The 24,218-nt window shown below is 63.6% G+C and carries 24 protein-coding genes; 4 read left to right on the forward strand and 20 right to left on the reverse strand.

Translation table 11 applies throughout. The features are described 5' to 3' along the window. Positions 1 to 28: 28 nt before the first annotated feature. The 3 genes from H1S03_RS06320 to H1S03_RS06330 all read right to left on the reverse strand — a co-directional run bounded on the left by H1S03_RS06320 (position 29) and on the right by H1S03_RS06330 (position 4,140). Positions 29 to 1,699: a chloride channel protein gene (locus H1S03_RS06320; protein ID WP_430700883.1), complete on the reverse strand. Its 1,671-nt coding sequence runs from the start codon at positions 1,697 to 1,699 to the stop codon at positions 29 to 31. A gap of 228 nt (positions 1,700 to 1,927) precedes the next feature. Next, positions 1,928 to 2,272 (reverse strand): DUF427 domain-containing protein, encoded by a 345-nt coding sequence (locus H1S03_RS06325; RefSeq protein WP_166189724.1) that lies wholly within the window; start codon positions 2,270 to 2,272, stop codon positions 1,928 to 1,930. Between the two features lie 74 nt (positions 2,273 to 2,346). Then, on the reverse strand, positions 2,347 to 4,140 hold the full coding sequence (locus tag H1S03_RS06330; RefSeq protein WP_185803669.1) for an aminopeptidase P family protein: 1,794 nt from the start codon (positions 4,138 to 4,140) through the stop codon (positions 2,347 to 2,349). Positions 4,141 to 4,207: 67 nt separating this feature from the next. Between H1S03_RS06330 and H1S03_RS06335 the strand changes: the two genes are divergently transcribed. After that, positions 4,208 to 4,513, forward strand: a complete 306-nt coding sequence (locus H1S03_RS06335; protein ID WP_185803670.1) for a hypothetical protein — start codon at positions 4,208 to 4,210, stop codon at positions 4,511 to 4,513. Between the two features lie 13 nt (positions 4,514 to 4,526). On the opposite strand, the gene H1S03_RS06340 is transcribed toward H1S03_RS06335, so the two are convergent. Next, positions 4,527 to 4,844, reverse strand: a complete 318-nt coding sequence (locus tag H1S03_RS06340; protein ID WP_185803671.1) for a DUF6476 family protein — start codon at positions 4,842 to 4,844, stop codon at positions 4,527 to 4,529. Between H1S03_RS06340 and H1S03_RS06345 the strand changes: the two genes are divergently transcribed. The 3 genes from H1S03_RS06345 (at position 4,843) to H1S03_RS06355 (ending at position 7,589) form a co-directional block, all read left to right on the forward strand. After that, positions 4,843 to 5,874 (forward strand): RluA family pseudouridine synthase, encoded by a 1,032-nt coding sequence (locus tag H1S03_RS06345; protein ID WP_185803672.1) that lies wholly within the window; start codon positions 4,843 to 4,845, stop codon positions 5,872 to 5,874. The genes H1S03_RS06340 and H1S03_RS06345 overlap by 2 nt on opposite strands. 67 nt (positions 5,875 to 5,941) lie before the next feature. Next, the gene (gene rpoH / locus H1S03_RS06350; protein WP_185803673.1) at positions 5,942 to 6,844 is read left to right on the forward strand and encodes an RNA polymerase sigma factor RpoH; all 903 of its coding nucleotides are present in this window, start codon (positions 5,942 to 5,944) and stop codon (positions 6,842 to 6,844) included. Between the two features lie 46 nt (positions 6,845 to 6,890). Continuing rightward, complete coding sequence (locus H1S03_RS06355) at positions 6,891 to 7,589, forward strand: NAD(P)-dependent oxidoreductase (RefSeq protein ID WP_185803674.1); 699 nt, start codon at positions 6,891 to 6,893, stop codon at positions 7,587 to 7,589. A gap of 18 nt (positions 7,590 to 7,607) precedes the next feature. On the opposite strand, the gene upp is transcribed toward H1S03_RS06355, so the two are convergent. The 16 genes from upp to H1S03_RS06435 all read right to left on the reverse strand — a co-directional run bounded on the left by upp (position 7,608) and on the right by H1S03_RS06435 (position 24,170). After that, positions 7,608 to 8,240 carry a uracil phosphoribosyltransferase gene (upp, locus tag H1S03_RS06360; RefSeq protein WP_185803675.1) on the reverse strand — a complete coding sequence of 211 codons (633 nt, stop codon included), beginning with the start codon at positions 8,238 to 8,240 and terminating at the stop codon, positions 7,608 to 7,610. Continuing rightward, positions 8,237 to 9,226, reverse strand: coding sequence for an adenosine deaminase (add, locus tag H1S03_RS06365; RefSeq protein ID WP_185803676.1), 990 nt, complete (start codon positions 9,224 to 9,226; stop codon positions 8,237 to 8,239). Before add ends, upp begins: the two co-directional genes overlap by 4 nt. Then, complete coding sequence (locus tag H1S03_RS06370; protein ID WP_185803677.1) at positions 9,223 to 10,437, reverse strand: phosphopentomutase; 1,215 nt, start codon at positions 10,435 to 10,437, stop codon at positions 9,223 to 9,225. The genes add and H1S03_RS06370 overlap by 4 nt, the downstream gene beginning before the upstream one ends. After that, the gene (gene deoA / locus H1S03_RS06375; protein WP_166189702.1) at positions 10,437 to 11,744 is read right to left on the reverse strand and encodes a thymidine phosphorylase; all 1,308 of its coding nucleotides are present in this window, start codon (positions 11,742 to 11,744) and stop codon (positions 10,437 to 10,439) included. Before deoA ends, H1S03_RS06370 begins: the two co-directional genes overlap by 1 nt. After that, entirely contained in the window at positions 11,744 to 12,508 is a 765-nt protein-coding gene (gene deoC / locus H1S03_RS06380) for a deoxyribose-phosphate aldolase (RefSeq protein WP_185803678.1), read from the reverse strand. Before deoC ends, deoA begins: the two co-directional genes overlap by 1 nt. Beyond that, a complete protein-coding gene (locus H1S03_RS06385; RefSeq protein ID WP_185803679.1) occupies positions 12,505 to 13,296 on the reverse strand; it encodes a purine-nucleoside phosphorylase in 792 nt (263 codons plus the stop codon). Before H1S03_RS06385 ends, deoC begins: the two co-directional genes overlap by 4 nt. Then, the gene (locus H1S03_RS06390; RefSeq protein WP_185803680.1) at positions 13,293 to 13,679 is read right to left on the reverse strand and encodes a cytidine deaminase; all 387 of its coding nucleotides are present in this window, start codon (positions 13,677 to 13,679) and stop codon (positions 13,293 to 13,295) included. The genes H1S03_RS06385 and H1S03_RS06390 overlap by 4 nt, the downstream gene beginning before the upstream one ends. Further along, positions 13,679 to 14,659, reverse strand: coding sequence for an ABC transporter permease (locus H1S03_RS06395; RefSeq protein WP_185803681.1), 981 nt, complete (start codon positions 14,657 to 14,659; stop codon positions 13,679 to 13,681). The genes H1S03_RS06390 and H1S03_RS06395 overlap by 1 nt, the downstream gene beginning before the upstream one ends. Next, positions 14,652 to 15,749: an ABC transporter permease gene (locus tag H1S03_RS06400; protein ID WP_185803682.1), complete on the reverse strand. Its 1,098-nt coding sequence runs from the start codon at positions 15,747 to 15,749 to the stop codon at positions 14,652 to 14,654. Before H1S03_RS06400 ends, H1S03_RS06395 begins: the two co-directional genes overlap by 8 nt. Positions 15,750 to 15,819: 70 nt before the next feature. Further along, entirely contained in the window at positions 15,820 to 17,334 is a 1,515-nt protein-coding gene (locus H1S03_RS06405) for an ABC transporter ATP-binding protein (protein WP_185803683.1), read from the reverse strand. Continuing rightward, complete coding sequence (locus H1S03_RS06410; protein WP_185803684.1) at positions 17,331 to 17,756, reverse strand: VOC family protein; 426 nt, start codon at positions 17,754 to 17,756, stop codon at positions 17,331 to 17,333. The genes H1S03_RS06405 and H1S03_RS06410 overlap by 4 nt, the downstream gene beginning before the upstream one ends. Positions 17,757 to 17,848: 92 nt before the next feature. Further along, positions 17,849 to 18,835: a BMP family lipoprotein gene (locus tag H1S03_RS06415; protein ID WP_185803685.1), complete on the reverse strand. Its 987-nt coding sequence runs from the start codon at positions 18,833 to 18,835 to the stop codon at positions 17,849 to 17,851. Positions 18,836 to 18,921: 86 nt separating this feature from the next. Next, a complete protein-coding gene (locus H1S03_RS06420; protein WP_185803686.1) occupies positions 18,922 to 19,923 on the reverse strand; it encodes a BMP family lipoprotein in 1,002 nt (333 codons plus the stop codon). A gap of 153 nt (positions 19,924 to 20,076) precedes the next feature. Beyond that, positions 20,077 to 21,474, reverse strand: a complete 1,398-nt coding sequence (locus tag H1S03_RS06425) for a sigma-54-dependent transcriptional regulator (protein WP_185803687.1) — start codon at positions 21,472 to 21,474, stop codon at positions 20,077 to 20,079. Between the two features lie 72 nt (positions 21,475 to 21,546). After that, entirely contained in the window at positions 21,547 to 22,281 is a 735-nt protein-coding gene (locus tag H1S03_RS06430; RefSeq protein ID WP_185803688.1) for a response regulator, read from the reverse strand. After that, positions 22,278 to 24,170: a propionyl-CoA synthetase gene (locus H1S03_RS06435; RefSeq protein ID WP_185803689.1), complete on the reverse strand. Its 1,893-nt coding sequence runs from the start codon at positions 24,168 to 24,170 to the stop codon at positions 22,278 to 22,280. The genes H1S03_RS06430 and H1S03_RS06435 overlap by 4 nt, the downstream gene beginning before the upstream one ends. Positions 24,171 to 24,218: the final 48 nt, after the last annotated feature.

A 24,218-nucleotide genomic window follows, 5' to 3' on the forward strand; every position in this document is an offset into this window, starting at 1 on the left:
CCACGTCGGACTTGGCCATCCAAGCCCCCTATGAATGTTCCTCCTCCGCGATCTGGGCCAATGCGCGGTTGTAGGCTTTCAACGCCTCGACGTGAAACACTGCGCCCAGCAGTTCTGGCGGGCTGTCGTCGCCGGTAGGTTGCACCACGGGGATCATGCCGCCGCTGATCTGGTCGAACATCGGCAGGGCGGTTTCCAGCGTGTCACCGCGCGTGAAGAAGGCCCCCTGCTCCACCAGCGCCCAGCTTTGCGTGTCGGAGGCGCCGTTTTCCGCCCCCCGCGGGCGCATGAGGGAGCCGACCGTGATGGTGCACAAGACATAGTCCTGCGGCCCGGCGGCGACATGCCGCCCGCTGCGTTCCAGTTGGGTGAGAAAGAAGGACCGGTCCACAAACTTCACCGCCACGGCGGAGGCTAGCGACACCGCCACCATCACCGCGATTCCGGCCTGCCAATCGCCCGTCATCTCGAACACGATCAGCGTGGTGGAAATCGGCGCCCCCAGCACCGCCGCCGCAACCGCCCCCATCCCGGCCAGCGCATAGAGCGCCTGCGACCCGGAGACTGAAGGGAATATGGAAGTCGCGATCCAGCCAAAGGCCAACCCCGTCAGCGCGCCCAGCATCAACGAGGGTGAGAAGACACCGCCCCCCATGCGCCCCGCCATGGTGATGGCGACGGCCACGACCTTGACCACGGCGAAAATGATCGCGGTCCACAGCAGCAGGTGGCCGTTCAGGGCGTTGGTCGTCGTCTCATACCCGACGCCGATGATATGGGGGAACTGCGTCGCGATCATACCCAGCAGCAGACCCGCCAATGCCGGGCGTAGCGGCAACCACAGATTCAGCCGCTTCGCGATCCAGTCGCCTGCATCCTCGGCCAGAAAGATGGCGCGCATCATCACCACGGCCACCAGACCGCAGACCAGACCCAGCACCATGAAGGCCGGAATCTCAACATAGAAGGCCAGCGTGCTGACCGGTTGCGTGAACTCCGGCACATTGCCCGACCACATGCGGCTGACCACCGTGGCGGATACGGAGGCCACCACGATCGGGGCAAAGGCGTGGATGGCAAAGTGGCGCAGGATCACCTCCAACGCGAAAAGCGCACCCGCGATTGGCGCGTTGAAACTGGCGCTGACCGCACCCGCCACGGCGCAACCCATCAGATCGCGCGCGGTGATATCCGGCGCGCGCAGCCAGTTGGACACAGCGGAGGAGATCAGCGACGCCAGATGAACCACCGGCCCCTCTCGCCCGGTTGAGCCGCCGGTGGACAATGTGATCAGTGACGCGGCGGCGGAGGCAAGCCCGGCCTCCTGCTCCACCCGGCCGTGGCCCAGGGCCGCGCCCTCGATCGCATGGGCGACGGAGCGACCCCGCCCGTCGGGCGTGAAGCGCCACAGGATCAGGCCAACGACAAAACCGCCGACGACCGGAATCCCCAGCACCCAATACCACGGCAAGGTGGACAGGTGGGAATGCAACATCTCATCCGTTTCACCGTAAACGGTGCGTTGCAGCAGCGCGATACCCTCACGAAACCCGATGGCGGCCACACCGGCCAGCGCACCGATCACCAGCGCGATCAGCCAGAATTGAACCTGATCGGGACCGCGCGTGCGCATACGTCGCAACATGCCTGCCAGGCCATCGCGGTGGCGCGCAAAGTTCGCTTTGATGACGTCGCGCATCGGTCCTCCTGCCCTTCGGTCCTAGCACCGCAAATGACACGGTGGAAGATCGCAGATGACCCGCGCGCACAAAAGAACGCGCGACGTGCCATGACCTGAAATGGAAAGGAGCGGGGCCGCACCGCCCCGATCAGCCAAAAATACCGGGCCAGCACAGATCGCGCGGAACAAAATCCCGGCGAGATCCGACAGGGCGGATGCCCCGCGGAGGACGCCCGCCTTCGCGGTTCAGAACCGCTCGACAGTTACACGATCAGTGTGGAACGCGATGTGGCCGGCAATCTGCTCCACCCCTTCGTTCGGCTGGGGATAGGACCAGGCGACATCGACCAGAGTGCCGCTTTTCGTAACGATGGAAAAATACTCGGCCTCGCCCTTATGCGGGCAGTGTGTCGTCTTGTCCGAAGGATCCAGAAAGGCCATCGCGATGTCTGCGCGGGGGAAATAGATCACGGCGGGATTGTCGCCCTCGATCAGTTGCAGAGCGTTGGCGCTCTCCGCGATGATTGCGCCGGCGGTGCGGACGGTCCAGGGTTCGCTGGCCTCGACGATGGTAATGTGCTTTTCGACCATTGCGGTCTCCTCCTCAAACGGAACGTCCGCAACCGGTCTGCCATGCAGGGCATGACAGGTCGGTGACGCGTTCTTCAATCTTTCGGTAGCGGCGCGCAGGCGGCTTTGAGCCAGTCGCGTGTCGCAGGGGGAACGAGGGCGCCAATCTGGGCGCACACTCGGTTGTGATATCGGTCGAGCCAGTCACGCTCCTCCGATGTCAGAAGGTGGGGGAGGATCAGCCTGCGGTCAATGGGTACCAGTGTCAGCGTCTCGAAGGACAGCATCGGCGCATCGCCACCGGGCACGTCCGAAGGCGGCTGGACCACCAGCAGGTTCTCGATCCGTATGCCGAACGCGCCCTCGCGGTAATAGCCCGGTTCGTTGCTGAGGATATTGCCCGGCTCGAACGGCACGGTGGACCGGCGCGACAGGCTTTGCGGGCCTTCGTGAACGCCCAGATAGGCCCCGACGCCATGCCCCGTGCCGTGGGCGTAATCCATGCCGGCCGACCACAGCGGTGCCCGCGCCAGCGCGTCGATATGCGCCCCGCCCAAACCCGAAGGCCATCGCAGACGGCTGATTGCGATCATGCCCCGCAGAACCAGCGTGAAGGCCCGCGCCGCCTCCGGATCGACCGGCCCCACCGACACCGTGCGTGTGATATCGGTCGTTCCGTCGGGATATTGCCCACCGGAATCCACCAGCATCACCTCCCCCGGTGACAGGATTCGGTCGGAGGCTTCGGTAACGCGGTAATGCACGATCGCACCATTCGGGCCTGCACCCGATATCGTTTCGAAGCTGATGTCGCGCAACTGACCGGTGGCATTGCGGAATGATTCGAGTTCGCGCGCGATGGCGATTTCGCTCAAATTACCGCTCGGCGCGTTCTGATCCAGCCAGTGCAGGAACTGCGCCATCGCGACGGCATCGCGGACATGCGCGTTGCGCGCGCCCTCGATCTCGGCTGCGTTCTTGCGGGCCTTGGGCAGGCGCACCGGCTCGAAATCCAATGCATCCGCCACCCGGTCCGCGATCCAGACGGGCGCGGAGGATCGGTCGAGCGCGACCTTGCCCTGCAATGCGTCCAGCGTCGCGGCGAAGGCATCCATCCCATGCAGATGCACATCCGGGCCGAGATGCGCGCGCAGGGCATCATCGGCACGTTCCGCCGCATTGAACAGATCGACGGAGCCATCGGCATACAGGATCGCGAACAGCAGCGCGACAGGAGTGCGGGCGATATCCGCCCCCCGGATATTGAGGAGCCACGCGATGCTGTCCGGCAGACTGAGGATGGCCGCCTCGGCACCCTTCCCGCGCAAATCTTCGGCCAGCCGCGCGCGCTTGTCCACGCTCGCCTCACCCGCCAGGTTCAGCGGGTGCACGACAATGGGCGCGTCGGGCGGCGGCGGCTGGTCGTGCCAGACGGCATCCAGCGGGTTGGAGTCCAGCGCGTGTAGCTCGACCCCAGGCGGCAGTTTTTCGCGCAACGCCGCGATTTCCCGTGGGGTATGCAGCCACGGATCGAATCCGACGACACCTTCGGACAGATGTTGCGCGATCCACGGGCCGACCTCCTGCCCCGTCCAGGCGACAGGCGTAAAATGGTCGAGGTCGATCTGTCCGCGCACCTGCAAGGTATACCGCCCGTCGATGAACACGCCCGCATGATCCGGCAGAACCGCGCAAAGACCGGCCGAGCCGGTGAACCCCGTCAGCCATGACAGCCGCTCATCACGGGCGGCGACGTATTCACCCTGATGCGCGTCCGCACGCGGAACCAGAAATCCGTCGATGCCGCGCCGCGACAGTTCGGCGCGCAGCGCGCGCAGTCGAGCGGCACCCGTCTCGGGCGAGGTGGTCATCTCGAAGGATTGATACATTTGCGTTCCTCAGGCGGCGGCGTACTGTTCGGGCGCAGGCTGCGCGAACATTCAGGGGAAGATCAAGATGCGGAAGACATTCAAGGCCATCGGCTACATCTTCATGGCGCTTGCGCTGCTGCGGGTCTGGTTCGACTTTTCCGCCACCACCTTGCAGGACCGCGAATTCAAGCTGGCCGAGACCGGTGCGGTCTGGGCCGGGTTCCACCGCGAAAGCTTGCTGGGATTGCAGCCGGGGGTCGAACGATATCTGGCGCCGTGGATCTGGGAAAGCGTCATCGCGCCCATCCTGTATACGCCGCTGGCGCCGATTCTGGTCGTGATGGGGGTGTTTTTCCTGATCGCCGGGGCCGCCGCGCCGAAATTGCGCTGACCGGTTCGGGCCTTCAATCCACCGTCACCTCAACCGTCTGGCGAATCGTGCCGTCCGGGCGCAGGATGTGAATACGCTCCACGCCGCTGTCATCGCGGGTGACGATTGCGTTCCATCCGGTGCCCATGGTGGCGGCGCGCACGCTCTCTCCTTGCGGGGCGGTGACGTGATCGGGAAATTCGGGGGGGGCTGAAATCCGGCTCAACCGGATGACAAGCAGGACAACTACGACTATGACCCCTGCGATCAGCACGATCGTCAGGGTCGTGACCAATCGGCGCAACGCGCGCAACCTTGGCGGTTCGGGCGGAAACTCATCTGGAGATGTCATGTCGCATCCTTTCCACATTGTGGCAGGCAGTTCTGGCCGCCTTGATAAGGTGCTGGCCGACGCAGCGCCAGAGGGGGTCGGGCTGAGCCGCTCGCGCCTGCGCAATCTGGTGGAAAGCGGCGCCGTCACCGGGCCGGACGGGGTTGAGACGGACATCAAGCGCAAGGTCGTCGTGGGCGAAAGCTTCACCGTGCAACCGCCGCCGCCCGCCGATGCCGCGCCCGAACCGCAGGACATTCCGCTGGATGTCGTGTTCGAGGATGACGCCCTGATCGTGGTCAACAAACCTGCCGGCATGGTCGTGCACCCCGCCCCCGGTGCGCCCGACGGCACGCTGGTCAACGCCCTGCTGCACCATTGCGGCGACACGCTATCGGGCGTAGGCGGTGAACGACGGCCCGGCATCGTGCACCGGATCGACAAGGATACCTCCGGTTTGCTGGTGGTGGCCAAGTCCGACGCGGCGCATCAGCCCCTGTCCGCCGCTTTCGCACGTCATGACATTGCCCGCCATTACACGGCCCTGTGCCACGGTGTTCCCGATCCGGCCGACCCGCGTCTGCGCGGCATTTCCGGCGTCACATTCGAGGCAGGCGGCCTGATCCGCATCGCGACCGAGATCGACCGCCACCCTGCGGATCGCAAGAAGATGGCCGTGCGTGCAGGCGGGCGCCATGCCGTGACGCGAGCGAAGATTCTGGAACGCTTCGACTTGGCCCGCCCCCTGGCGGCGCTGCTGGAATGCCGTCTGGAAACCGGGCGCACCCATCAGATCAGGGTGCACATGACCCATGCCGGACACGCGCTGGTCGGCGATCCGGTTTATGGCGGGCATTGCACCGTGCCGCGCGGGGCGGAGATGCTCAAACGCTTCCCCCGGCAGGCGCTGCACGCGACCAGCCTGGGCTTCGTCCATCCGATCAGCGGTGAAAACCTGTATTTCGAGGCCCCCCTGCCCGCAGATTTCGCGCAATTGTTGCAAGAACTGCGAAACCTCACGCGAACACGTGAACAATCGCAACATTTGTGACGGATTGCTTGTCTTCATCCGTACAATCCTTAAATGACCACTGAGACCGTTACGAGGGAGACGCACCATGGCCAGCACTTACACATCACTTCCAGCCCCGTCACCCGAACAGGGGTTGAGCCGTTACATGCAGGAAATCCGCAAGTTTCCCATGCTGGAGCCCGAGCAGGAATACATGCTGGCCAAGGCATGGGTGGACCATCAGGATTCCGACAGCGCGCACCAGTTGGTGACGTCGCACCTGCGGCTGGCAGCAAAGATCGCCATGGGCTATCGCGGCTACGGCCTGCCGACGGCTGAGGTGGTATCGGAGGCGAATGTCGGTCTGATGCAGGCGGTCAAACGCTTCGATCCCGAGAAGGGATTCCGTCTGGCCACCTATGCGATGTGGTGGATCCGCGCCAGCATTCAGGAATACATCCTGCGGTCCTGGTCGCTGGTCAAGATGGGCACGACCGCGGCGCAAAAGAAGCTGTTCTTCAACTTGCGCAAGGCCAAGAACAAGATCGGCGCGTTGGAGGATGGTGATCTGCGCCCCGACAATGTTTCGCGCATCGCCACCGATCTGGGCGTGACGGAGGAAGAAGTCACCTCGATGAACCGGCGACTGTCGGGCGGTGACGCCTCATTGAACGCACCGCTGAAATCCGATGGTGAGGGCGCGTCCGAATGGCAGGATTGGCTGACCGACGACGATGCCGATCAGGCCGAGGCCTATGCCGAGCAGGACGAGCTGGACAACCGCCGCGCCATGATGATGGAGGCGATGCAGGAGCTGAACGAGCGTGAGCGCCATATCCTGACTGAGCGCAAGCTGAAGGATGAGCCGCAAACGCTCGAAGATCTCAGCCAGGTCTACAATGTCAGTCGGGAACGCATCCGTCAGATCGAGGTCCGTGCCTTCGAGAAGCTGCAAAAGAGGATGCGCGAACTTGCCGCGGAGCAAAACATGATTCCTGCCCTGAACTGAACCGCAGACGGTATAGTTGTCCTGCATGACATTGCGGGAGGGATTCATGACGAAACGCATCCTATTGCTCGGCGCGACCGGGGGCACCGGCGCGCTGGTGATGCAAGCCGCGCTGGATGCCGGGCTGGCGGTCACAGCCGCCGCCCGCGATCCCGGGGATATCGAGATATCTTCCCCCGAGGTTCGCCCGGTGAAAGTGAACGTCATGTCCGGCGAAGGCTTGGACGTGGCTTTGCGGGATGTCGATGCCGTCATATCGGCATTGGGCGTTGCGAATGACCCGAAAACGCTGCTCAATCCGCCACCGCTCTACACGGACGGGCACGAAAACGTCATCGAAGCGATGCAACGCGCAGGCGTCGACAGGCTGGTATGCATTTCAGCCCTGTGGTCGCGCAGCAATGATTTCGGGCCGTTGTGGTTCCGCACCGGCCCCGTCATGGCGCTGACTCGTATTTATTCGCAGATGCGCAGCATGGAGCGGATGTTGAGCGGATATCCCAGCCTGCAATACACCGCCGTTCGGGCTGGATACCTTCAGGATGATGTGATCGCATCGCCCCCGCCCCAAGCCTGCGCAGATCGACCGCCCGAGGGGCATTGGCTGACCCGCCGTGCCGATCTGGCGGCGTTCATGGTGCAATGCGCCGTTCAGGACGACTGGTTGCGCGCCACGCCCTGCTATGTGCAGAGCGCAGACGGGCACGTTCTCAACCGAAAACTGCCCAATCTGCGCACCTATTGAACTGGCCGCGCGGTCGGATCACTTCGTCCCGAACATCCGGTCACCCGCATCGCCGAGTCCGGGCAGGATGTACCCCTTCTCATTCAGACGCTCGTCCAGCGCAGCCGTAATGATCGGCACGTCGGGGTGGCGATCCTTCATCAGGGCCACACCCTCGGGCGAGGCCAGCAGGCACAGGAAGCGAATATCGGTGGCGCCCGACTGTTTGAGCAGGTCAATCGCGGCAGCGGAGGAGTTGCCCGTCGCCAGCATCGGATCGACCGCGATCACCACGCGGCTGTTCAGCTCCGACGGCACCTTGTAGTAATACTGCACCGGCTTGAGGGTTTCCTCATCCCGGTACAGACCGACAAATCCGACACGGGCGGACGGAATCAGGTCCATCACCCCATCCAGGAGGCCGTTGCCGGCCCGCAGGATCGAGATCAGGGCCAGCTTCTTACCCTTGAGCGTCGGGGCGTCCATCTCGACCAGCGGCGTGTCGATATTGGTGGTGGTCATGGGCAGGTCGCGCGTCACCTCATAGGCCAGCAGGTGGCTGATCTCTCGCAGCAACTGCCGGAAGACGGCGGTGGAGGTCGATTTCTCCCGCATCAGCGTAAGCTTGTGCTGCACCAGGGGGTGATTCACGACGGTCAGGTGGTCGCTCATGCGGCAAGCTCCTCGAAATGTTTCATCAGGCGCGCGCGGGTCGCCTCGTCACAGAATGCCGCGCTGAGTGCGACGCGGTTGATGGCATCGAATTCCAGCTTCGTCCAGCCGAAGACCCGCGCCAATTCGCTGTATTCGTCCCGCATCGTGGTGCCGAAATACGGCGGATCATCGGTGGAGACGGTGACGGCCACGCCGGCCCGCAGCAAACGGTCGATGGGATGATCGTCCAGCGTCGGATACACGTCCAGCCGCAGGTTCGAGCCGGGGTTGACCTCCAGCACGATCCCCTCCGCCGCCAGCCGGTCGATCAGGGCGGCATCCTCGATGGCGCGCACGCCATGGCCGATCCGGCTGGGTTTGAGGTAGTCGAGACTGTCGAGGATGCTTTGCGGGCCCTCAACCTCACCAGCATGGGTGGTGATGCCCAGCCCGGCCTGCCGCGCGATGTCGAAGGCAGGCACGAAATCGGCGGGGCAGAACATGCTCTCGTTCCCGCCCATGCCCCACCCGGTCAGGCGGGGGGTCAGGTGAGCCACCGTCACCTCCGCCGTCTGGCGGGCGATTTCGGGGCCGAGATGACGCACGGCCGTGGAAATGAAGCGGCATTCGACCTGCGGCACATCGTCGGCGCCAGCCTCCATCCCGGCGAGGTATTGCGGCCAATCGGCCATCGACGTTCCGGTGATTGCAGGGGCCACGAACAGTTCGGTATAAATGACGCCCTGATCGCGGGACTGTTCCAGCACGGCACGCACCAGACGGCGATAGTCATCGGGCGTCTGCAAAATGGAACTGACGGCCTCGTAAGCGGCCAGAAAGGCTGGAAAATCAGTGTAGATATAGGTGTCGCCGTCGATCACGGCGCTGAGGTCCAACCCCTTTTCCGCCGCGAGGGCCGACATGAAGGCGGGCGGGGCCGCGCCCTCCAGATGCAGGTGCAACTCGACCTTGGGCAGATCGGCCACGTCTATTCCAGTACTCATAACAGTGATTTTCCATGTTTTCCGGGCGCGAGTTCCAGATGCGCGGCGATGGTTTCGCCCACATCGGCAAAGCCGTGCAGACCAAGTTCGCGCGCGGGACCCAGACCGGCCATCAGCACGGGCACCCGTTCGCGGGTGTGATCGGTGCCGCGCCAAGTGGGATCGTTTCCGTGGTCCGCGGTGAAGATCACCAGATCATCCGGGCGCATCCCGCCGAGGATCTGCGGAACGCGGGTGTCGAACACCTCCAACGCGCGGGCATAGCCGGACACGTCGCGGCGGTGGCCATACTTGCTGTCGAACTCGACATAATTGGCAAAGACGAAGGCCCCGTCCGGCGCCTCGTCCAGCAGGCGCAGGGTGTGGTCCACGAGGGCCATGTCGTCCTTGCCCTTGTGCAACTCGTCGATCCCGCGATGGGCGAAGATGTCTCCGATCTTGCCCACGGCGATGGTCCTGCCACCGGCGGCCTGCACCCGGTCCAGGATCGTGGGTTCGGGCGGCGCGATGGCGTAGTCGCGGCGGTTCGCGGTTCGCTGCCAATTGCCCGGCATGCCAACGAAGGGGCGGCCGATGACGCGCCCGACCAGCATCGGATGCACCAGTTCGGCGGCGACCTCGCACAGCTTGAGCAAACGCTCCAACCCGAAATGTTCCTCATGCGCCGCGATCTGGAACACGCTGTCGGCGGAGGTGTAGCAAATCGGCTTGCCGGTGCGGATATGCTCCTCGGCCAGCTCCTCGATGATCGGTACGCCCGAGGCGTGCTTGTTGCCAAGGATGCCGGGAATGTCACCGCGCGCCACCAGCTCCGCGATCAGGTCATCGGGGAAGGTCGGGACGGTTTCCGGGAAATAATGCCAGTCCCACGGCACGGGCACGCCCGCCAGTTCCCAATGCCCGGACGGCGTGTCCTTGCCCTGCGAAACCTCCGTCGCGGTACCCCATGCCGCGGTCGGGGTCGCGCCCAGGCCCGGCACGTCGAGGCCGGAGGAGAGCCGCGTGGCCGCCCCCAGTCCCAGCGCGTCCAGATTTGGCACGGTAAGCGGGCCGGTGCGCCCCTCCTCCGCACGCCCGGCGGCGCATTCCTGGGCAATGTGACCCAGGGTGTTGGACCCCTCGTCACCGTTCGGACCATCGCCAAACTGCGCGGCGTCAGGGGCACCGCCCACGCCAACACTGTCAAGCACGAGGAGAAACGCGCGCGCCATCAGCCGATCCGCCCTTTTTCCAATTGCAACTGATGCGGTGCCTCGTCGCTGATGCGATAAGCGGCGCGCAGGCGGGCCTCCGCCCGGTCGGCGGCGGCCTCGTCGCTGGCATGGATGCGGGCGATCGGCTGCTCGTCATCCACCCGCAGGCCCCGCCCTGCCAGCATGTCCAGACCGACGGAATAGTCGATGGGATCAGCGGCGCGCACCCGGCCACCGCCAAGCTCGACCACCGTCAGACCCACGCCGCGCGTGTTGATCTTGGCCACGAAACCAGGGCGCTCCGCGATCACCTCACGCACGACATTGGCGCGGGGCAAGTGATCCTCGTAGCGGTCCATGAAATCGGCGGGTCCGCCGAGTTCCGTGACCATCCGGGCGAACCGCTCGGCGGCCTGACCGGAGTCGAAGGCATCGCGCATCCGCGCCTCACCGTCCGCGGCGTCGCCAGCGATCCCCGCCAGCACCAGCGCCTGACCGCCAAGGGCGACGGTCACGTCCCAAAGGCGGCTGTCGATCTCCTCCATCTTCAGGAACCGCACGGCGTTGATGACTTCGAGCGCGTTGCCCGCAGCCGAGGCCAGCGGTTCGTTCATATCGGTCACGATGGCGGAGGTCTTGCACCCCGCGCCGTTCGCCACCTCAACCAGCGACCGCGCCAGCGCATCGGCATCCTCGGCCGTGGCCATGAAGGCACCGGTGCCGACCTTCACATCCAGCACCAGCGCGTCGAGGCCCGCCGCCAGCTTCTTGGACAGGATGGATGCGGTGATCAGATCGATACTCTCAACCGTGCCCGTCACATCGCGGATACCGTAGAGCCGCTTGTCCGCCGGGGCGATATCAGGGGTCTGGCCGATGATGGCGCAGCCGACCTTGCCCGTGACGCGGTACAACTCCTCGATATCGGGCTGGGTACGGTAGCCGGGGATCGCGTCGAATTTGTCGAGCGTGCCGCCGGTATGGCCCAGACCGCGCCCCGAAATCATCGGCACATAGGCCCCGCAGGCGGCCAGCGCCGGTGCCAGCATCAGTGAGACGTTGTCACCGACACCCCCCGTCGAATGCTTGTCGATCACAGGTCCGTCCAGGTCCCATTTCAGAACGGTGCCGCTGTCGCGCATCGCCTGGGTCAGGGCGACACGTTCGTCCATCACCATGCCGTTGAGCAGGATCGCCATGGCCATGGCACCGACCTGCCCCTCGGTAATGCTCTCATCGTGCAGACCCTCGATAAAGAAACGGATCTCCGCCTCCGTCAGGCGGTCGCCGTCGCGTTTCTTGCCGATGACTTCCTGTGGCAGCATCAGTAACCCTCCCCTTCGGTCGGTTCCCCGTCATCATCGAGCGTTGCCAGCAGAGCCGTCAGCACACCCGACGCGCCGATGCGGAACGTCATGGGCGTGACCCAGCCGTCGCCCATGATTTCCTCGCACAGGGCAATATAGGCTGCGGCGTCATTGGTGGATTTTACACCGCCCGCAGGCTTGAACCCGACCGGCTCGCCGCTGTCGCGGATCGCCTCCAACATCAGACGGGCGGAACTCAGCGTGGCGTTGACGGGAACCTTGCCGGTCGATGTCTTGATGAAATGGGCGCCGCCCTCGATGGCGAGCTTCGCGGCTTGGCTGATCAGGTCCGGCTCCCTGAGCATTCCCGTCTCCAGAATCGCCTTGACCAGCGCCCCGTCGGCAGACCGGCGCACCCGTCCGACAATCGCGGAGACGTCCTGATCGTGCCCCTCGATCAGCTTGGGCCAGGGGATCACCATATCGATCTCATCCGCGCCATCGGCGACGGCCTGCTCGGTCAGGGCCATAACGTCATCGGCATCGTCCATGCCACCCGGAAAGTTCACAACGGTGGCGATGCGGATCGGACTGTTGTCGCCCAGATGCGTTCGTGCCGCCGCGACGAAACGAGGCCAGATGCAGATGGCCGCCGTCGGCCCGTGCGGGGTTTGCGCCCGCTTGCACAGGGCGATGACGTCCTCCTCGGTGCAATCGTCGTCGAGGTTGGTCAGGTCGAGGCAGGACACTGCCTTGAGGGCGACAGCTTTCAGATCGCTCATGCGAAGCTCCGAATATAGGCGCGGACCAGCTGGATGAAGGCGCCGCGTGCCTTGGCGGATTCCTCCAGCGTTTCCGCGTGGGAATTGTTGGTGGTGGTCATTCCGGCCCCGAAATTCGTGATGCACGAGATCGCGGCGACCTTCAGCCCGATCCGCCGGGCCAGGATGGTTTCGGGCACGGTGGACATGCCGACAGCATCGGCTCCCATTGTGCGGATCATGCGAATCTCGGCCGGGGTTTCAAAGGACGGACCCGAAAACCACGCATAGACGCCCTGATGCAAGGTGATACCCTCAGCCTGGGCGGCATCGCGCAGGCGGGTCAGCAGGTCGGGCGCATAGGCGTCCACCATGCCGACGAACCGTTCGTCGCCGCCATCGCCGATCAGCGGGTTCAGGCCGGAATAGTTGATATGATCGTTCAGCGCCATCAGGCTGCCCGGTGGCATTTCCTCACGCGTGGACCCGGCGGAGTTCGTCAGCAGAACCGATTGCGCGCCCAGCGCGGCGAGCAGTTCCAGCGCCGGGCGCATCGCCGCCGCGTGACCCTGCTCATAGTAATGAACCCGGCCCGAGAAGATTGCGCAGCGCACACCTTCCAGATTGCCGACGACCAGCGCCCCGGCATGGCCCGAGACACCCGATTGCGGCATCCCCTCAATCTGATCGAAGGGGATCGAGGTCGCATCCTCCATTTCCCCGGCCATCTGGCCAAGACCCGAGCCGAGGATCATGCCCAGCGCGATGGGGGCATCGCCGATGCGTGCGCGAATGTCCTCCAGCATCATTTCATGTGCTCCACCGTGAAGGTGCCGGGCAACAGGTCACCGACCTTCATTCGGGCGGTCTCCCCCTGCAACCCGGCAAGGATGACCTGCGCGTCCGCGCCCGCAAACTCGACCAGTTTCTGACGGCACCCGCCGCAGGGCGTGATGGGAACAGGGCTGTCCGCGATGACCAGAACCTCGATGATCTGACGTTCGCCCGCCGCGCACATGGCAGCGATGGCACCGGCCTCGGCGCAGGTGCCCTCAGGGTAGGCGACGTTTTCGACGTTGCATCCGACATAGATGCCGGACGGCGTGCGCAGGGCAGCCCCGACCTTGAAGTCGGAATAGGCGGCGTAGGCGTTTTCACGGGCAGCCCGGGCCGCCTCGAACAGATCGGACATCAGCGTTCCTTCACATAGGGCACGCCGCCCGCCTTGGGCGCGCGCGCCTGCCCGATGAAGCCTGCGAGCAGGATCACGACGAGCAGATAGGGCATGGCCTGTACCAACTGCACAGGAATTTCAAAGCCGAGGACCTCCGTCCCTTGCAGGCGGCTTTCGGAGGCATTGAGAAATGCGAACAGCAGACATGCGAACATAGCCTGCACCGGACGCCACTTGGCAAAGATCAGGGCGGCAAGGGCGATGAAGCCGCGCCCCGCGCCCATATTATTGATGTAGCCGGAATTGAGCGCCATGGACAACGTCGCACCGGACAAACCACATAGAACGCCAGCGCATATCACCGCACGGTAGCGCAGACCGGTGACGGAGATACCCGCCGTATCGACCGCCGCAGGATTTTCGCCGACCGCCCGCAACCGCATGCCAAAGCGGGTGCGGTACAGCACCCACCACGTGAACGGCACAGCGGCAAAGGCGATGTAGACGAAGATGGATTGATCGAAGGCGATATCCTCCACCGCCTGACCGTAGCGCCCCATCCCCTCCAACATCGGGGTGAACCAGCTGTCCCCTCCGTTCAGACGCGCGCTGGCCGGCAATTGCGGCGTGCGCCCCCCCATGGAGAAGATCGCGTTGCCCGCCACAGCCGCCAATCCCAGCGCCAGAAAGTTGATCGCCACGCCCGACACGATCTGATTGCCCCGAAAAGTGATGCAGGCCACCCCGTGGATCAGCGCGAACAGGGTCGAGGCCGCGATGGCCGCAAGAACGGCGATGAGCGCGCTGCCGGTCAGGATACCCACCGTCGCCCCGGCGAAGGCCGCGATCAGGATCTTGCCCTCCAGCCCGATGTCGAACACGCCGGAACGCTCCGAATACAGCCCCGCCAGACAGGCCAGCAACAGCGGCGTGGCCCCGCGCAAGGTGCCGTCGGTCAGGGCGACGACGGTACTCAGATCGGGAATGAAATCACCCATTTTCCTGCTCCCTCATCGAAAAGGCGCGGGCAACCCACGGCCTGAACATGAACTCCATCGCACCCGCAAACAGAATTACCAGACCCTGGATCACCACGACCATGTCGCGCGTGATTGAAGGCATCTCGAACGCCAGTTCCGCACCACCCTGATACAGTGTGCCGAACAGCAGCGCCGCGAAGACGATCCACAGCGGATGTGAGCGGCCCATCAGCGCCACCGCAATCCCGACGAATCCCGCCTGTTGCGGAATATCCAGAAAGATGCGCGTCTGATCCCCCATAACCGGGTTCAGACCCATCAGGCCCGCCAGCCCCCCCGAAATCGCCATGGTCAGAACCACGACCCGGGTGGTGGAAATCCCAGCATAGCGCGCGGCCGAGGGGCTGGCACCGTAGACCCGTACCTCGTAACCGAACTTCGTCCGCCAGATCAGGATGTAGACGAAGACACATGCGATCAGCGCGATCACGAAGCTGAGGTTGGCAGGGCTGGTGGATATTCCGGGCATCACCCCTTCGAGCCATGTCAGCTTCGGCATCCATGCCGATTGTTCAAACGTGCGCGACTGGACGGAGGCGTTGCCGGGCATCTTGAGATATTCGTTGATGATGTAATTCATCAGGGAAAAGCTGATGAAATTGAACATGATGGTGGTGATCACGACATGCGCGCCGCGCTTGGCGTACAGAATGCCCGGAATAGCCCCCCAGATCGCGCCGAAGCTGGCCCCCAGCAGGATCGCCACCGGCAGGATGCCCCACCACGGCAGATATTGATCCAGCATCAGACAGGCGAGGCCGACACCCAGACCGCCCAGATAGGCCTGCCCCTCGCCCCCGATGTTGAACTGGCTTGCATGGAACGCAACGGCGACCGCCAGACCCGTGAAGATGAAGTTCGTGGTATAGAACAGCGTGTAGCCGACACCGTTTCCGTATCCGAACGCGCCATAGAGGATGTGCCTCACCGCCTCCAACGGGTTTTCCCCGATGGCCAGCACCACGATGCCGGCGACCAGAAACGCGGTCAGCAGATTTAGCAGCGGCAACAGCCCGAAATCCACCCAGCCGGGAAGGTCCTTGTTCATGCCGTCCGCTCCTTATGTGCGCTTTGCGCCTTGCTGGTCGTCACAATATCCCCGCGTAAGGTCCTGCCCGTCATGCCGCATCCTCCGCCCGGACGCCGGACATCAGCAAGCCTATTTCACGCTCGCTGGCCTCGGGTCCGACCTCGCCCATGATCTCCCCCGCGAACATGACGAGGATGCGGTCCGACAGGGCGCGAATTTCGTCCAATTCCACGCTGACCAGCAGGATCGCCTTGCCCGCGTCGCGCAGTTCGATCAGGCGGCGGTGGATGGATTCGATGGCGCCGACATCGACGCCGCGGGTCGGTTGACCGATCAGCAGGACATCGGGGTCCTGCTCGATCTCACGCGCCAGAACGATCTTTTGCTGGTTGCCGCCGGAAAAGTTCGCGGCCTTCAGGCTGGGATCAGGCGGGCGCACGTCGAACCGTTCCATCTGCGCCTTGGACGCCTCAAGCACCGCCTTGCGATCCAGGAACATGCCGGAGCCGAATTCGGCGTCGCGCTGATAGCCCAGAATGGTGTTTTCCCGTGCGGTGAACTTGGTCACGAGACCCATGCGGTGGCGATCCTCTGGCACGTGGCCCAGACCATGACGGGGGCGCCAGCCTGTCGGCTCACCTGAAATGTCGAACAGCTCTACCTCACCGCTGGCGATGGGACCGATGCCCGCGATCGCCTCGAGCAATTCCGACTGACCGTTGCCCGAGACCCCGGCGATGCCGACGATCTCTCCCGCGCGCACCTGAAAGCTGGCATCCTTGACCCGGCGCACACCGATATCGTCCACCACCTCCAGATTCCGGACCTCCAGCTTTACCTTGCCGGGGGTGGCGGCGCCCTTGTCCACCTGCAACAGCACGCGGCGGCCGACCATCAGCTCGGCCAACTCCTCCACGCTGGTATCCGCGGTGTGACGGGTCGCGACCATCTGCCCCTGACGCATCACGGACACGTCATCGGTGATCGCCATGATTTCGCGCAATTTGTGCGTGATCAGCAGAACCGTCTTACCCTGTGCGCGCAGCTGGCCGAGGATGCGGAACAGGTGGTCCGCCTCATCCGGTGTCAGCACGCCCGTAGGCTCATCCAGAATCAGGATCTCCGCCCCGCGGTACAGCGCCTTGAGGATTTCGACACGTTGTTGAAGCCCGACCGGCAGATCGCCGACGATGGCATCGGGATCGACGTTGAGCTCGTATTCCTTCTCCAGCCGCTGCAATTCCTGACGCGCCTCGGCGCGGCCCTTGTTCAACAGGGCACCGCCCTCCGCGCCCAGCATGACATTTTCCAGAACGGTGAACGGTTCGACCAGCATGAAGTGCTGATGCACCATGCCGATGCCCAGCCCGATTGCAGCGTCCGAATCCCTGATCGTGACCTGCGTACCATCCACCGCGATTGTGCCCCGGTCCGCCTGATAGAACCCGTAGAGGATCGACATCAGCGTGGACTTTCCCGCGCCGTTCTCACCGATAATGCCGTGAATGGTGCCCTTTTCGACCGTCAGATCAATATCGCGGTTGGCATGGACGGAGCCGAAACTCTTGGAAATGCCCTGAAGCTGGATGGCGGGGGCGGTCATGGGTGAGGCTCCTTCAGCTTGGCGACAAGTTCGACGGTATTGCCTTCGGGGTCCGCCGTGAAGACCCCGCGCCAGCCGATCCAGTCGAAATGCTCGATACGGTAGGGTTGGCCGCAACGTTCGAACCAGTCAATGGCACGATCTTGATCGGGCGGCGTCAAACCCAGCGCGATGTGGTGCAGGGTCGAGGTCGCGCCGGCAAGCGCCTGATCGCCGCTGAACAGCGCCAGCACCTGCGTGTGACCCGCCACACCCGCGACCAGACGATAGAAGATCAGATCGGCGTGGCGCTGCGTCAGAACCTCCAGCCCCAGCACATCGCCATAGAAGGCGCACATCGCGCCCATGTCACGACATCTGATGGCAATTTCGCCCAATCCACCGATCTGGAAGGGGGGACGTTCAGGTCTGGTTTCGCTCATCCACCATTTTTTGACCATCCGGTCCAGTGTGGCAAGCACTAATCCGCAGGGCCGGTCCTGTGCGATCCGACCGGTGCCTCAATGGAAATTCTCTAGAACGGGCAGTCGCCGTCAACGTAGGTGTCGTGAACGACGATTTCCCCCGCGGCGATGGACCGTGCTGCCTCATCAGCCGCTGCCTTCATCGCCGGGGATACCAGCGCGGCGTTGTTGTCATCCATCGCGATGGACAGGCCACCCTCCGCCACGCCCAGCGATACCACACCGGCGCTCCATGTCTTTTCGTCGAATGCCTCCTGAACGGCGACGTCTACACGTTTCAGCATCGAGGTCAGCACTTGCCCCGGATGCAGGCCGTTCTGATTGGAATCGGTTCCGATACCCAGAATGCCCGCGTCCGCTGCCGCTTGCAGCACACCGATCCCGGTTCCGCCAGCGGCCTGCATGATCACGTCCGCACCTTCGGAGATCTGGCCGCGCGTGATTTCGGCACCGCGCACGGGGTCCGACCAGGCGGCGGGCGACGCGCCGGTCATCGTGGCGATGACCTCGATATCCGCATCCTGCGAGGCCGCCCCCTGACGGTAACCGCATTCGAACCGGCGGATCAGCGGAATGTCCATGCCCCCGACGAAGCCGATTACACCGCTTTCGCTGGCCATCGCCGCCATGACACCGGTGATATAGCTGCCTTCATGTTCCCGAAACACGATGGACATGACGTTCGGGGCCTCCACCACCATATCCACAATGGCAAAGCGGGTCTGCGGAAACTCCGCCGCGACCTTGGCCAGCGCGTCGGCATGCAGGAACCCGATGGCGACCACCGGATCGTAGCCACGCCGGGCGAAGGACCGCAGCGCCTGTTCGGATTGGGCGATACCGTCGATTTCGAATTCGCCGTAACTCTCACCCGTTTCCATCGCCCACTGTTCCGCCCCGCGCCAGGCACCTTCGTTGAAGGAAGCGTCGAACTTGCCACCGACGGAGTAGACGATGCCCGGCTCAGCCATCGCAGGGCCGGACATGCCAATCATCAGGCCGAGCATCAAACCGAGGGCAGTACGGGCAGAGAACATGGGACGCTCCAATGCGTAACAGTTGTAGAATGACAAGGGGGCAAGTCCGTCGGACCTGCCCCCAGATTTCAGACGATCCGCAAGGATCAGTAAGGGCAGGAACTGTCCGAGGTGTAGTCGTGCACCTCCACTTCGCCATCTATGATCTGCTGACGCGCCAGATTTACCGCTTCGAGGATTTCAGGTGTCATCAACTCTTCGTTGTGCTCGTCCAGGGCAAGGCCAACGCCCTCCTCAGCCAGACCGTTCACGTCGAAGCCATAAGTGAACTCCCCGTTCATGGAATCCTCGAACGTGTCATAGACAGCATTGTCCACACGCTTGAGCATCGAGGTCAGGACCGAACCGGGATGCATGCCGTTCTGGTTGGAATCGACGCCGATCCCCAGAAGACCCTCATCCGCCGCCGCCTGAAGAACGCCGATGCCGGTGCCGCCAGCCGCATGGTAGACCACATCGACGCCGCGCGCGAACTGCGAACGGGCAAGCTCATCACCTCGGGTCGGGTTGTTCCACGCGGACCCGTCCGTGCCGGTCATGTTGCCGATGAACTCGATATCCGGGTTCACGGAGCGTGCGCCGCCGAGGAAGCCGCACTCGAACTTGCGGATCAGGGGGATGTCCATGCCGCCGACGAAGCCGACCGCCTGAGAATCCGAAGCCATGGCCGCCGCGACACCGGCAAGATACGATCCCTCCTGCTCCTTGAAGACGATGGAGCGGACGTTGGGCTGTTCGACGACCATGTCGACGATGGCGAAATCGGTGTCGGGAAACTCAGCCGCGACCTTGTCCACGGCCGCACCGTGCGAGAAGCCGATGGCGATGATCGGGTTATGGCCCTGCTGGGCAAAGCGGCGCAGGGCCTGTTCACGCTGGGCGTCGTTCTGGATCTCGAAATCGCGATACTCGATTCCGGTCTCCTCCATGAAACGCTCTGCCCCGATATAGGCGGCCTGATTGAACGACTGGTCGAACTTGCCGCCCATGTCATAGACCACGGCAGGCATGATCTCCGTGTGACTCTCGGCATATGCGCTGGTCGCGACCAGCGATGCGACGACGGCACCGATCAGGGTCTTTTTCATGTGAAACCTCTACTGTTAAATGGCGACGCTTTCCCCGCATCGCCTGAATTGCGTGTTCGGTCAGACCGAAACGTGGCGTAGTGCACCGTATTCGTGACCAGCTTTCAAGGGCAAATGAGGTGCCCCAAGGTCAGCAAAAAGTGCGCGGCGGCATCATTCAGCGGCATCGCGCGACTTACGCTCCCATGCCTCCCGCTTGCGGTAGAGGGTCGATGGGCTGATTTCCAGCATCCGCGCCGCACGTGGAATCGAGCCGTCGCAGGCGGATATCGTCGCCTGGATGAAAGTGCGCTCCAGATCGGCGAGCGGGCGGCCGACCAGAGCGTTCAACGCCGCATCCTCCGCCATGATCGCATCCGCACCCGCCGCCGGCCCGGACTGCGCCCGCCGCACCAGATCGGCCGGAAGCATTTCGCGCAGGACCAGCGGCCCGTCATGCAGGACGACCACGTTGCGCAACACATTCAGCAATTGGCGCACGTTTCCGCGCCATTCCAGCGTGCGGAACAGCTCCTGCACGTTCTCCGCCAATCCACGGAACTGCTTGCCTTCCTCGTGTGAGAATCGGGCCAGCGCATCCTGCGCGATCATGTTCACGTCATCGCCGCGTTCACGCAGGGGCGGCAGGTGCAGCGGCACGACATGCAGGCGATAGAACAGATCCTCGCGGAAACGGCCCTCCTGCACCTCGCGCTGCGGATCGCGATTGGTGGCGCACAGAATTCGCACATCCACGCTGCGCGCACGCGTCGCGCCCACCGGCTGCACGGTCGAGCTTTGAATGAACCGCAGCAGCTTGGTTTGCAGATTCAGGTCCATCTCGCAGATTTCATCCAGAAACAGGGTTCCGCCGTCGGCGGCCATCGCTGCGCCCTGCTTGTCCGAGATCGCGCCGGTGAAGGACCCCTTGAGGTGGCCGAACACCTCCGATTCCAGAAGGTTCGTCGGGATCGCGCCACAGTTGAGCGGGATGAAGGGACCGTCCGCCCGTTTCGACATGGCATGAATGGCGTGGGCGCAAACCTCCTTGCCGGTGCCGCTTTCCCCGGTGATGAACACCGTAGCGGTGGAGCGGCTTATGACGCGGACGGTCTGGTAGATATCGCGCATCTGTCGACTCTGCCCGATGAACCCTTCGAGCGGCGGCAACGAATCGCTCGCGGTGGCAAGGTCCGCCGCCTCGGGCGTGTCGCCGCGTGTGGCGTTCGCGACAGCGTTGCGCAGGCGGCCTTCGTCGAATGGCTTCACCAGGAAATCGACCGCACCCATTCGCATGGCATCAACCGCAACCTTGACCGATCCGTTCGAGGTAATGACGATCACCCGCGTTTCAGGCGCCCGCTTCTTGATCCAGACCAGCACATCCTGACCGTTGCCGTCCGGCAGAATCATATCGAGCAACACGATCCTGTGTCTGGCCGGATCGAAGGCCCGTCGCGCATCGCGGGCGGTGAAAACGCAATCCACCTTGTGCCCCGCCTGTTTCAACACGGCCTCGTACACCATCGAAAGTGATGGGGTGTCTTCAACTAGGAGGAGAGAACTTGTCATATTGTTACAATATGACGATCTGAAACGCCGCGCCAGTCCCGGGTGAACGTGGCCTGAGACTTTCCGAGGGGATCAACGCTCGGTCATTTCGCGCAACAGCGCGTTGATTTCCACCCGCAGTTGCGGCACGGTGCTGCGCAGGGCGATAATATCCTCCCCATGCGCGGCGGAGTTCAACTGCCCCGCCAGCACGGCCAGACGCGATGCACCGACCGATCCGGCCACCCCCGTCAGGATATGCGTCTGGGTGCGCACATCCTTCAACGATTTGTTGCGCACGGCATCGACCAGCGCGGCATTGCACTTCTCAAGATCCGTACCGAGTTGATCGACCAGCGATCCGACCATATCCGCCCCCAACGCCCGGGCCAGCATGTCAAAGACCGTCAGGTCGAGCACGGGCACATCCAGCGCATCGCGCAATCCGTTGTGGATCTCCAGAATACGCTGGCCCAGACGCTCGATCGAGCGTAGCGGCTTGCCGATCGTTCCCTTCGCGCCCAGTTCCAGCACACGGTTGAGATAGTCCTGATCCACATGCGCCGTCAGGCAGATCACCGTCGGAGGGGTGCTGTCTCGCCCGATCTCACGCAGCACGTCCAGCCCCGACATCTCGGGCATTTCGATATCCAGAAGGACAATTTCGGGGCGGTCGCGGCGTATCCGCTCCACCGCCGTGATGCCGTTGCGGGCGGTCGTCACCGCCGCCCCCAACTTCGTCAGCATCTGCGTGACCACATCCAGATTGGAGGCGTCATCCTCGGCCACGAGGATCGAGCGGCCATCAAGGAGTGGCGGACCGCTCATTTTTTCGCTGCATCCGCATATCCGATACGGCTCAACGCCTCGGAGATTTCGGTGAGGATGGCGGGGTCGTCGATGGTTGCGGGCACTTTATACTCCGCCCCGTCCGCGATCTTGACCATGATCGCCCGCAAAATCTTGCCGGATCTGGTTTTCGGCAACCTCTCCACCACCACCGCGGATTTGAAGGCCGCGACGGGGCCCAGCACCTGACGGACCTGCGCAACACATTCCGCCACGATCTCCGCCTCGGGGCGGTCCACGCCGCGATTGAGGCAGAGGAAACCCACCGGCAACTGGCCCTTCAGGTCATCCGACACGCCGATCACTGCGCATTCGGCCACGTCGGGATGCTCAGCGAGGATCTCCTCCATCGCGCCGGTGGACAGGCGGTGACCGGCCACGTTGATGACATCGTCGGTCCGCGCCATGATGTAGAGGTATCCGTCCTCGTCAATCAGGCCGGCGTCGCCCGTCTCGTAATAACCGGGAAATGTGGTGAGATAGCTTTTCTTGTAGCGATCGTCCGCGTTCCACAGCGTCGGCAGCGTCCCGGGCGGCAGGGGCAGTTTGATCGCGACCGCGCCCAACTCTCCTGTCGGCAGTTCGGTTCCGTCGGGCGCCAGAATATGAATCTCGTAGCCCGGCACCGCGACGGAGGGGGATCCCACCTTGACCGGCAGAGCCTCCAGCCCCATCGGGTTCGCGGCGATGGCCCAGCCGGTTTCGGTCTGCCACCAATGGTCGATCACCGGCACGCCCAGCACATCGGCCGCCCAGTGCACCGTATCGGGATCGGCCCGTTCGCCCGCAAAATACAGCGTCTTGAAATCGCTCAGGTCGTAGCGCGCGACATGCTCGCCCTTTGGGTCCTCACGCTTGATCGCGCGAAAGGCCGTCGGCGCGGTGAAGAAGCTCTTGACCTTGTGATCGGCAATCACCCGCCAGAACGTGCCCGCATCGGGCGTGCCGACCGGTTTGCCCTCGAACACCACGGTCGTGCAGCCTGCCAGCAGCGGGCCATAGCAGATGTAGGAATGCCCCACGACCCAGCCCACATCGGAGGCCGCCCAGAATACATCACCGATGCCCACATCGTAGATGTTGCCCATCGACCAGTGCAGCGCGACCATGTGACCGGCCGTCGGACGGACCACGCCCTTGGGCTGACCTGTCGTGCCTGATGTGTACAGGATATAGGCCGGGTCCGAGCCTGCCACCGGAACGCAATCCGCAGGTGCGGCCCGCGACATTTCATCGAGCATATCGAAATCGTGGCCAGATATAAGGTCGGCCCGCGCCTGTTCGCGTTGCATGATCAGGCAGAATTCGGGCTTTTCCTCGGCCATTTCGATCGCCGCATCCAGCAGGGGTTTGTATTCCACCACGCGGTTCGGCTCGATCCCGCAGGATCCGGCGATCACGGCCTTGGGCGTACAGTCGTTCAGGCGCACCGCCAGTTCCGGTGCGGCGAACCCGCCGAAGACGACTGAATGCACCGCGCCGATCCGCGTGCAGGCCAGCATGGCGACCAATGCTTCGGGCACCATCGGCATATAGATCACGACCCTGTCACCCTTGAGCACACCGCGTTCGTGCAGCACACCGGCAAGGCGCGAAACCTGATCTTGCAATTGTGCATAGGTGAGGCGGCTGACGCTATTGGTGACGGGGCTGTCATGGATGATCGCGACCTGATCGCCGCGTCCGGCCTCCACATGGCGATCCACGCAATTGTAGCAGGTGTTGCCGATGGCATCGGCGTACCAGCAATTCGTGGCCTCATCGTAACCGGCGGTGGGCGGCGAATCCCACTCGATGCTTTTCGCCTGCTCCAGCCAGAATGCTTCGGGGTCGGCCTTCGCGGCGGCGTAAGTTTTATGATAAGACATTCGGTTCCTCTCCCGTTCCCGCTTTGCGACGGATGTTGTGCCGCCCTG

It is taken from the genome of Pontivivens nitratireducens (assembly GCF_014235845.1).
Classification (GTDB): Bacteria; Pseudomonadota; Alphaproteobacteria; order Rhodobacterales; family Rhodobacteraceae; genus Pontivivens; species Pontivivens nitratireducens.